This is a genomic window from Lysinibacillus sp. TE18511 (assembly GCF_054062295.1).
Genome location: NZ_JBSSFD010000016.1, coordinates 79,432 through 89,156, shown reverse-complemented (window position 1 = coordinate 89,156; position 9,725 = coordinate 79,432). Strand labels below are relative to the sequence as shown.

The following is a 9,725-nucleotide window of genomic DNA, read 5'->3' as shown; positions in this document are numbered from 1 at the left end:
TTAAAGAAAAGCTAGAAAAATATATACATTATTACAACACGAAACGAATTAAGGCAAAATTAAAATTGAGCCCGGTGCAATACCGAACGCAATTTACCCAAGCTGCCTAAATGAAATAACCGTGTCTAACTTTTAGGGGTCACTTCACAACGCTTTTGGAACTTTTTTATTTAATATTGTCTAATTAATAAAAAATTTTGACACTAAAATATGAAAGTAGGTGTAAACGGTGAATGTTATTCCTATCAAGTCCACAGGTATCGCTGCTGTATTATTAAAAGAAATAAATAACACATATCATGTTTTACTACTAAAAAGAACATCTCTTAATTTAAATAATATTTGGTGCTATATAGGAGGCGGTATTGAAGATGGAGAAACGGCAATAGAAGCTGTTTATAGAGAAATTACAGAAGAAACAGGCATCACAGAACTCGAATTGTATTCTTCTAATCAATTTGACCAAATTTTTTCTCCGCAAGAAAATTACATTTACATTGCACCAGTGTTTGTAGGTTTTGTTCACGAAGAGCAATCTGTCTTTTTAAACGACGAACATAGTGAATATCAATGGATTCCTTTTGAAAAAGCAAAAGAAATTGTAAGTTTACCTGGTAATGAAGAAGTTCTTCAATCTATTGAAAATAATTTTGTTAAGAAAAAACCTTTGAGTCATTTAAAAATTTAACTGCCTCAATACAGTTGGTGAGGATAAATCACGCATACACCATAATTGTGATTACATCGTATATAAGAAAATAAAGTAACGTTCCCAATTGAAAGTTTGGACATACACCAAAAAGCCGCGAGTGTTGTTAAATCAACGTTTCGCGGTTTTTCCTATGAACATTATTTATATAGCTTTTTATGCAGGGAGTGCAAACAATTGATATATCAACAATTACACAATTATGGTTAGCTATCTAGTGTGCATAAAATCGTGCATATGCGTACTCATTTGAGCCTAAAACATTTTGCACCAATTATAGCTCCCGTTAATTCAATAACGAAATGTTATTTTTATCTAGACTTTAAAGGCCTCTTTATAAAGATAATAAGATCCCGGGGAAACTAAATTTATTTATTATTGTTAAATGGACATAATAACCCTTACTTAAAAGGGGATGGTATTTATCGGGAGGAAACCTAGCACAAGAAAGCTTAGGAGAGCTAATAAATCTAATGCCTTGTCGTCGATTCTAGCCATTGTGGTCTTATTTATCATGGGTAGGGGTAATCGCTAATAACATCAATCATCTTCAAGAAGATGTGTCATCAACACATGTGTTTTTGTTCTTTCTCATAGCCATCATCGTAGGGTTATTTCGGTATATGGGACTACATCAAGCCTTTCAACTTACACCTCGTATCCGAGACTGGAATTTAAAAGAGAAAAGCATTTTATGGGTGGTCTTAAAATTTGTATTTATGGAGTCATTTAATTGGCTGGAATAGAAAAGAAATCAATGTACCAATAAATGTTAATTTAAGTTAATATTAATCTGAAAGAAGTAGGTGATAGTGTTAGAAGTAGATTTAAAGGGGGCTATATTTTGAATAAGAAAATTAGTTTGATCATTACATTTCTACTATGTTGCGGTTTATTAATTACATGTAACTCAAATAGGAAAGTTGAAGCAACTTTTATAGGGGTGATTGAAGAGATGATAAATGATCGGGAAGCTTTTGTTTATGTAACTGAAACTGAAGACAGTCCAGTTTACGGAATAATTTATGTAAACCTTGCAAAGAATCCTGACGAAACATTTCAGGTTGGTGATAAGGTAAAAGTTGGTTATAATGGTACAGTTCAAGGTACAGCACCACTTACGATTACTACACTTACTGTAGAATTAGTTGAGTAATTTCTAATATAGTAGTTGTATAATGTAGAGTTGCTCTTTGGATAAAAAGATCACTCCCTGATGGGGCTATTTTTTTTGTCTAAGGGAAGATGAATATAATAGAAGTAAGACACTTTAATAAAGAAATGGTCTTTGCAGAATGTTCTGCAGAGACCATTTTTATCAAAAGTAGAGGAGGAATTCACATGGACCAGTGGTTAAACATGCTATCGGATGTCAGCTTTCCTATCTTAGTATCGTTTTATTTACTACACCGAGTAGTGGTTAAACTGGATGCTATTCATGATGCACTTGTCTACTTAAAGTGAAATGGATTTCACAAAGATGTACGAAAGATGTCACGTAGGTTCCTTGTCAACGTTGATATCGTGCGATAGGATGAGGGTAGTGTATGTAGGTTGTAGGGAGAGTGTTTAAGATGAGAAATAAAATAATTGGGCTTGTTTTACTTTTTGCACTAACAGCTGTGCTCAGTGCATGTGGAAATACAAAGTTTAAAGCAGATTATAATTTGGAATTACCAGATTTTGAACATGTCAATCAACGCGGAGAAAAGGTTTCTTTAGAGAGTTTAAAAGGAAAACCTTGGATTGGGATGTATATTTTTACGAATTGTAACTCAATTTGCCCACCAATGTCCTTTAATATGACACAAGTTCAAGAAAAGCTAAAGAAAAAAGGTGTCGAAGATTATAACATTGTTGCGTTTTCAATTGACCCTGACGTTGATAAGCCTGAAGTATTAGCTGATTATTTAAGCAAATATAATGTTCCTGATGAATCTAAATGGAATCTTCTTACGGGCTATTCACAAAAATATATTGAGCAGTTTGCTGTAAAATCAACAAAAATAATGGTAAAAGATGATCCGAACAGCGACCAAGTGATACACGGAAACCAATTTTTCTTAGTTGATAAAGATGGCGTCTTAGTAAAAATGTATAGTGGCTATGCTCAGAATGCTGAAGATGTACCGATTGATACAATTGCTTCAGATATAGAAACATACATTGATGAAAATTTATAATGGATACTAGGGAACCGTCTCGACAATCAAGAGACGGTTTTTATATTGGCAAAAAATAATCTTAAGCACTATTAGCCTCGTTTATAGTATAGAAGGACAGAGAAATTTTGTCTGATGCTTATACTTATTAAATAATTAAGAGTTAAAATTAGATTAAATGATTTAAAAGGTGCAATAAATCCATTGGTTAGGATTTATTGCCCTTTATTTTTTTGAAACTATTACTTAATATGGAAAGTGTGTAAATGGAACAAGAACCAATTAGAAATGAATTGAATCTTAAGGAACAAGGCAAAACAATATCTGATTGCAGCTTTGTAACGTTACATTACTTAGTCAAGATTTGAGAGCTGCAATCGTAGAAACAAGTACTCATTAACATGGTGTTGGAAAGTAATATTACATAGCCAATTTGAAAGAAATACACCACATCTTATTTATCCGATAAATAGCACGAAATATGATGGCGATACACGAGAATATTGGAATATAAAAAATACATTCTAGAAGAGGTAGAAAGAATATGCATGATGTAAATATATTGCGAAATAAATATAGAACTTTATACGATATTGATGGAATTTCTAAAGAGTGCTTGGATAAAATTGAACAAAAACTTCAAATAAAACTACCTAATGACTTTCGAGAAATATCTAGTTTCTACAGTGGAGGAGATGTTTAGGGGGATAGATATTCATTCTTTTATATTATCTGATCCAACTAATTTTATAGGTGAAACTTTAAGAATCCGAGAGGCGGTTGGTTTACCGAATAGATTTGTTGTTATTGCTTAACAAGCCGAAAGTATTATTGTTATGGATACTGAAAACAAGCCAGCAATCATATGGCTTGATTCTGTAGAAGTAACTAAATCAGAAAAGCAAGATTTTATTTCAATGCCAGATGTATGGCAGGATTTTTCTGACTTTCTTAATTACTTACTAGATGAAGAAGAGGAAGAACGTAAATATTAAGAAATAAATATTGAAGTAAGATAAGCAACATTAATATGAAAATAAAGAAACAGTACTTCAACTGGTTTGACTAGATTCCGAAACATGAAAAAACTAGTTAGATAGTTTTACAGGAAAAAACTCTAACAAAGCTCAACTAGATGATATTGGTGAGCATTTAAAGATGCAACTACAAAAAAGGTTAGAAAGAGTATAGGTTCTTTTCATAAAAACATAGCCTGTAAGTTATCTAAAAAGTGAATATACTTTCTGAAAGTGAGTTGTAACAATATGTGCATGTCTAAAGTTCATATATGGGCTGGTATTAACCATGATGATACAGATGTTTTTGAAAAATACTTTGAATTGGATTATAGTGATCCGGATTTAGATATCGATGACCCTAAATATAATGTATGTCAATTTTGTAAAGATATTGGTGAAAGGTGGTATGACGAGGATTTAATAGGTGTTTTTAGAACAGAGGAATTGAGAAATATAAAAGAGTTTTTGGGGGAGTTATCAGTTTCATCAGAAGTAGGTATTGAAATACAGGATACTTGTATAGAAAAAGGTTTTGAAAGTATTAATTCAATGTTCTATTATATGGATCCTGAGTTAGTAATATCAGATTTAAATAAACTTTACAACAAACTTATTTATATTGGTGTTTTTGATACTGATTTATAAGACAAGGATAGAACTTGTAGCTAGGCGTTCTCATATAGTGCGAGAACATGCAAATCTTCATCGACCAACAGGCGGATTTAAAAAACTCAATAAAGGATGTTTTGGATGAATATAAATATGAATTTAGTTAGTATTAGGGATGTTTTGCTGTTTCCAGAAAATAATCCAAATACGTGGTTTTATCTCCCGCCCAATCAAGCTGAATGGAGTTTGGATACAGAAGGAGTATTCTCACTAGATAGTTCTGATTTTTCACCTGATTCAGATGCTTATTTGCCAGAACAGGTTAGAGAAAATGGCTGGATAGAAACATTAGATGGTGCAAGTATTGAAGATGTATTAGAAAATGTAAGGGCTCAGTTGGGCAAAACATCATTAGACCAGTTGCTAAGTGCATTTATTTTTTACTATGAAAATGATGCGTTTCTAGAATTATAAAGTGGATTCCTGCATGATTTATAGTTAGGTGATGTTTTAACTTAGGAAGTGTGAATAAAGAAGGAATAATATAAGGTAAGAAAGGCGTGAAAAAATGGGGTTAAATTCAAATGCAAAAAATAACATTGAAGATATTCAATTAGAAGAATTAACCTTCTTAAGGGAGCAGTTTAATTTATATAAAAAAATGTATAACCAATTGAAAGTTAATTATGAAACTCAAGAATTACAGTGGGAATGGTCGAAGGGAGGATTTTATTATAATTTTACTCCTTTTGAAATTGAAAGATCAGGATATAAAAAAGGGAAGTTATTGAAAAAAGAACCTAAAAAAAAGGACCAAATTATAGCATATGGTAAGTTAGATAATAATATTGTTAACATTAAATTATATTCAAATGATGAGTATATATATTCTGAAAAGTTCCTTCTTAAAGAAGGAAATTCATTAATTGAAGTTAGATATTCTGATGGAATTGAAATTAAAAGCCTCGATAAAATATCAATTTTAGTTTTGAATAATGAAGGATATCCACAAAAATATATAACTTACGAACATGAAATAGACAATGATGAAGAGGGTAATGAAGAAGAGTATACGCTCGCTAAGGAACTATATAAATATAAAGACTCGAAGGTAATAAAAATAAGTGTTAGAGGCTATATTCAAAATAGTATAAGTCAAATAGTAATTGATAGGGACTATAACATGGTATACGATTTGTCTGATCACTTATCAGAGATTTTTAGCCAAGATAATAATCTTGCAGGCAGTCAACTATCGATTACAAAAATATTTTCTGAGTCGGATTAATTTCATGTGTAAGTATTATTAGACAAACATTCTAACACAAAAAATAATAGTTTAAATCGAGCGAATATGGATATTTCGTTCGATTATTCAAACAAATGTAAAGAAGAAGTAATAAGCCCTTTTTTACATTTGTTTTTTAGTTAATAACGGAACTATTTTTGTATTTATTTTCTAACTTCGTTGGGAGAGGATTTTTTGACACAAAAAACCTAATCTGCAAGTAACTTTGATATTAAAAATGTTTATGGATCACTATTGAAAATGAAGAAGATAAGATTGTAAATGTAAATAAAATTGGGGAAATGATATGTCCAAAGTAAATTATGAAGTGGAAATTTTAAGGATAATTAAAGATTTAGAGGCATTACCAGAAAATGCGCTTTCGGTAGTAAAAAAAGTGTATAAGGAAACATGTGCTGAAATCGGTGTTGATAGAATAACTTTTTTTTCTAATCCTGCTGTATTGGAAAAATTAATAGAAATTGCATACAAATATGAAACGGATGAAAAAATTTTAGAATTGTTTGTTAGAACGCTAGTGATGATTTCTGAGAGGTTCAAGGTAAATACTCAAAGTTTGTATAGCTTTTTAATGAGACATGCTGGGTCTAAAAATAAATGGATTAAATTTGTCGTAGCCTCACGAGTTGCCTTTTTACCGCAATTCGATAATTATGAAAATAAATGGGTATATATTCTTTCGATTCCAAAGATACCGCCTAAAAAGGATTCTATGCGTATATTTCGTCTAGTTATCAAACAAAGTATTGATGAAGTACCAGATGATTTAAAAGAAGAAGTAATTAATATAATGAGAAAATTTATTGATAAAGAAAATTTAGTTGAAGATACCCACAATCTATTTCTAGATATTATAGAACAATTGAATAACAGTAAGAAGAATTAGAAATAGACTCCACAACTTGGTAGTCCGGATACAAATCTAACTGATTTTTAGAAAGTCAAACAAAGTTGGATATCGGGTCGTAGCAAATAGTCCGCAAATCAAAAACTTAGTAGCAGGTTAGCGAGGTTGATTATTAATGAACGAGGATATTAAAAAAATTGTTGATTGCTTAAAAGAAAGTTTAAAAGAAGATCCTTCAAATATTGTTTTTGGAAAATTAAATGATGGTATCGAGGGAGATAGTGAGGTTAATTCTTTAAAGGTAGGAAAATATTTCGCCTTATTAAATTTAACAAACGGAGCGCGTTGTGGTGATATTGATTTATGGAGTTATAGTGAATTAGAAAGAAATCAATATGTTCTCTCAGATATACAAGATGAAAAAGAATCATGGTTATCAATAGGCCAAATTCTTTATGAACCATTGATAATGAACAAATTTGATGGGAATGTTTATAGATTCATCACGGATGAAGATGATACTCTGATGAATTGTTTTGGAGAATTAGATTTCTTTTTAAAAAATTATGTTTTTGGATCTGGATATTGTAAAGCTATCCCGAATTTTGAAGAGGATGATTGGTTCTTGTTTCTGAAAAAGAAAGGAATGATTTTTGATTAGCTTGGTGTGAAAGTAAAAATAATATGGAAAACGAAAAATGAGGGAATGGAATTTTAATGAACAACAATTCTAAAGGAAACATTAATGTCTTTCTGAATAACGATATTTCATTTAGGAATTCTTGGAAGGGAATATCGGTTTCCCAAATAAGTGAGATTGTATCTGATGAGTTTCCAGGAAAAAAAGATTTTATTGAGTTTTATGTAGCTATGAATGGTGGATTGTTTACTAAAGGGGCATATATTTACCCTGATAACTTTTATGAAATAACAAATAAGGATTATTTCTCGATTGAAATCGGGAGTTTTTTTCATATTCCGATAATAGAAGATGAGGATGATTCTTATTACACTATGTCTATTGAAAGAGCAAGAGATAGAAGGATAGATTATTCTGAGGACTTCGAGAACTTTGTTTTATTTCATATCCCTTTTGCAGATAATCATGCGGATAATGATTTTTGGATTGATATCCAAACTGGGGAAATTAAATATATAGATTACGAAGAAAGTTACGACCCTGATGATGCAATCGTTGTAGCACCTTCATTCTTAGAATTTTGCAAGCACATTCAGGCAAAACTTAAGTAGACTGTAATGTAAAAAAGAAAATTGGCACTTACAAGCGAATTTATTCCTGATCTAATATTGGGAAGGTGATATTTTGAATTATGAAAGTAAAACTATAAAACTTGCTATGAATGACGGAAAAATATTTGAAGGTATGTTGAAACTATATGAGGAATCTCCAGATGATGAAGAAATGGTTTTAATAGAACTATTAATATTAGGTGACACAATAAGTTTCAAACATGAAAACTTTTTCCTAGCACTTCAAAGCCTGCGACAACATCTAGAGGATAAACATATACAGGTTATGTGTAATGGGGCTGCGTTAAATGTTTATCCATCTACAATGCAGCTATCGATGGGTACTGGACGTTTAGCATATAAAGTAAAATTTGGAGAACCAGCGAAATTAAAAGATGTAGTTGACATATTTGAGTTTGACAATAGTTTGAGGTTCGTAAAAATCGAAGAACAGCTCAGCTACCATATTAGGTGGTCAAAAAGTTTAAAAGGTTAGGTTTATTAGTTAAAGTAGAATTTTGTATCTCTAAATAACGGATATTTCTTTCTACAAAGTAACCGAGAAATATTGTTGTTTCTGAGAATTTTTCTTCTCATGGTTTTTAGAAGGGTTTTTAACTTTCGTTTGGAGTGCGGGACGATTCAGAGAAGAATATACATTTGTATAGTGAAACGGATTAAAAGTACTGACGATTTAAGATAAGGTTACGTCGTGTCAAAATAGATCTTAAAAAGCAATTTTCTCATTGCTGAATGGACTCGGAAAGGAGTGGAAGAATGCGTACTAATAAATATTGGAAGTATTTTGATCGAGTGATGAAAGAGTACAAAAAACGAGTAATTTCAGATGAAGAAGTAAAAGAAATACTAGATAATCGACTAAATGAAATGAAAGACTTAATTCAAAAAAATGAACGAAATCGTTTGGCTGACCGTTTAAAAATGGGAATAGGTGTTCATCTTGAAATGAATGCAAAAAATAGAATACTAAATGCGGAACCATTAGCATGGATATTATTAGAGCAGCAACTTTTTTGGCTGATTCAAATGATCAAAAGCAATCCTAGTAGAAGAAGTGTATCGGACAGTCAAATAGGAGGGCTTATCGGGCTTTCCTTATTATGGGGTTATGAAGAGATTGCGGAGCTAACATACAAATATGCAACTAATATGTTCATGAAAGATCGAGATTTTTATTCTGAGAATAATACTCATCATGTTTTTATGACATGCCTATATCATTATTGGAAAACTGGGGAAATGCCTGAAATGTTTGATGTTTTACCGGGAGAGCATGGAGAGCATCTTTATGAGCTTTGTGATTTTCACCTCTATAGTTTAAGCGACACACCAGATAAATCAAGTGAAATTTTATCGTTCGACTGTATTCCTTACGATTATTATTGTATTCAATTAATAAGAGAAAAAGAGGGACTAGCCACACCTAATATAGACCATCCTTTGCTTCAAACATCTCTGGCTGAAATTCCAAAGGATAAACCTGGGTATAAACTTGATGAGGATGAGATATTGCAATTTGTAATTCAAAATGAAAAAGTGCCGGATGCACAACGCCTTATACGTTAAAGGCATTTGATTGTGAAATTTAAAAGAATATGAGATACCTTCAATGGTTAGGTGGAATATAAGTGGTGATATGATTGCAATGTTGTTACTTGTACAGAAGCTTCATGTGATGCGGAAGAACAAATTTTCTATATGAGTTAGGGAATTGATGCAGTAGATAATAATTGATTTGAATTTAAATGCGGCAATAAATCCATTATTTAGGGTTGATTGCTTTTTTTATAACCTTGTT

At 31.3% G+C, this 9,725-nt stretch carries 14 protein-coding genes; all 14 read left to right on the top strand.

All coding sequences use genetic code 11. From position 1 onward, the window contains the following. A partial coding sequence (locus tag ACVWXS_RS13565; RefSeq protein ID WP_456958588.1) for an IS3 family transposase occupies positions 1-110 on the top strand: 110 nt, incomplete at its 5' end. Between the two features lie 119 nt (positions 111-229). Next, positions 230-688 (top strand): NUDIX hydrolase, encoded by a 459-nt coding sequence (locus ACVWXS_RS13560; protein ID WP_427421994.1) that lies wholly within the window; start codon positions 230-232, stop codon positions 686-688. Positions 689-1,553: 865 nt separating this feature from the next. Further along, positions 1,554-1,865 (top strand): hypothetical protein, encoded by a 312-nt coding sequence (locus ACVWXS_RS13555; RefSeq protein ID WP_456958585.1) that lies wholly within the window; start codon positions 1,554-1,556, stop codon positions 1,863-1,865. 185 nt (positions 1,866-2,050) lie between these two features. Then, positions 2,051-2,173, top strand: a complete 123-nt coding sequence (locus ACVWXS_RS13550; protein ID WP_456958584.1) for a YvrJ family protein — start codon at positions 2,051-2,053, stop codon at positions 2,171-2,173. A gap of 110 nt (positions 2,174-2,283) precedes the next feature. Then, a complete protein-coding gene (locus ACVWXS_RS13545) occupies positions 2,284-2,892 on the top strand; it encodes an SCO family protein (protein WP_427521612.1) in 609 nt (202 codons plus the stop codon). Between the two features lie 815 nt (positions 2,893-3,707). Continuing rightward, a complete protein-coding gene (locus ACVWXS_RS13540; RefSeq protein ID WP_456958583.1) occupies positions 3,708-3,866 on the top strand; it encodes a hypothetical protein in 159 nt (52 codons plus the stop codon). 276 nt (positions 3,867-4,142) lie between these two features. Continuing rightward, entirely contained in the window at positions 4,143-4,535 is a 393-nt protein-coding gene (locus ACVWXS_RS13535; RefSeq protein WP_456958582.1) for an immunity 22 family protein, read from the top strand. A 105-nt stretch (positions 4,536-4,640) separates the two neighbouring features. After that, positions 4,641-4,973, top strand: a complete 333-nt coding sequence (locus ACVWXS_RS13530) for a DUF7716 domain-containing protein (RefSeq protein ID WP_456958581.1) — start codon at positions 4,641-4,643, stop codon at positions 4,971-4,973. Positions 4,974-5,067: 94 nt separating this feature from the next. Continuing rightward, positions 5,068-5,787 carry a hypothetical protein gene (locus tag ACVWXS_RS13525; protein WP_456958580.1) on the top strand — a complete coding sequence of 240 codons (720 nt, stop codon included), beginning with the start codon at positions 5,068-5,070 and terminating at the stop codon, positions 5,785-5,787. A 307-nt stretch (positions 5,788-6,094) separates the two neighbouring features. Next, positions 6,095-6,694 carry a hypothetical protein gene (locus tag ACVWXS_RS13520; protein WP_456958579.1) on the top strand — a complete coding sequence of 200 codons (600 nt, stop codon included), beginning with the start codon at positions 6,095-6,097 and terminating at the stop codon, positions 6,692-6,694. A 136-nt stretch (positions 6,695-6,830) separates the two neighbouring features. Continuing rightward, positions 6,831-7,316 (top strand): hypothetical protein, encoded by a 486-nt coding sequence (locus ACVWXS_RS13515; RefSeq protein ID WP_456958578.1) that lies wholly within the window; start codon positions 6,831-6,833, stop codon positions 7,314-7,316. 56 nt (positions 7,317-7,372) lie between these two features. Then, positions 7,373-7,906 carry an SMI1/KNR4 family protein gene (locus tag ACVWXS_RS13510; RefSeq protein WP_456958577.1) on the top strand — a complete coding sequence of 178 codons (534 nt, stop codon included), beginning with the start codon at positions 7,373-7,375 and terminating at the stop codon, positions 7,904-7,906. A gap of 73 nt (positions 7,907-7,979) precedes the next feature. Next, a complete protein-coding gene (locus ACVWXS_RS13505) occupies positions 7,980-8,402 on the top strand; it encodes a hypothetical protein (protein WP_456958576.1) in 423 nt (140 codons plus the stop codon). A 281-nt stretch (positions 8,403-8,683) separates the two neighbouring features. Continuing rightward, positions 8,684-9,493 carry a hypothetical protein gene (locus tag ACVWXS_RS13500; RefSeq protein ID WP_456958575.1) on the top strand — a complete coding sequence of 270 codons (810 nt, stop codon included), beginning with the start codon at positions 8,684-8,686 and terminating at the stop codon, positions 9,491-9,493. Positions 9,494-9,725: the final 232 nt, after the last annotated feature.

Coding starts and splice junctions, on each gene's coding strand:
- ACVWXS_RS13535 (WP_456958582.1), top strand. CDS start 4,143: ATGTCTAAAGTTCATATATGGGCTGGTATTAACCATGATGATACAGAT.
- ACVWXS_RS13500 (WP_456958575.1), top strand. CDS start 8,684: ATGCGTACTAATAAATATTGGAAGTATTTTGATCGAGTGATGAAAGAG.
- ACVWXS_RS13545 (WP_427521612.1), top strand. CDS start 2,284: ATGAGAAATAAAATAATTGGGCTTGTTTTACTTTTTGCACTAACAGCT.
- ACVWXS_RS13530 (WP_456958581.1), top strand. CDS start 4,641: ATGAATATAAATATGAATTTAGTTAGTATTAGGGATGTTTTGCTGTTT.
- ACVWXS_RS13550 (WP_456958584.1), top strand. CDS start 2,051: ATGGACCAGTGGTTAAACATGCTATCGGATGTCAGCTTTCCTATCTTA.
- ACVWXS_RS13525 (WP_456958580.1), top strand. CDS start 5,068: ATGGGGTTAAATTCAAATGCAAAAAATAACATTGAAGATATTCAATTA.
- ACVWXS_RS13520 (WP_456958579.1), top strand. CDS start 6,095: ATGTCCAAAGTAAATTATGAAGTGGAAATTTTAAGGATAATTAAAGAT.
- ACVWXS_RS13540 (WP_456958583.1), top strand. CDS start 3,708: ATGGATACTGAAAACAAGCCAGCAATCATATGGCTTGATTCTGTAGAA.
- ACVWXS_RS13515 (WP_456958578.1), top strand. CDS start 6,831: ATGAACGAGGATATTAAAAAAATTGTTGATTGCTTAAAAGAAAGTTTA.
- ACVWXS_RS13510 (WP_456958577.1), top strand. CDS start 7,373: ATGAACAACAATTCTAAAGGAAACATTAATGTCTTTCTGAATAACGAT.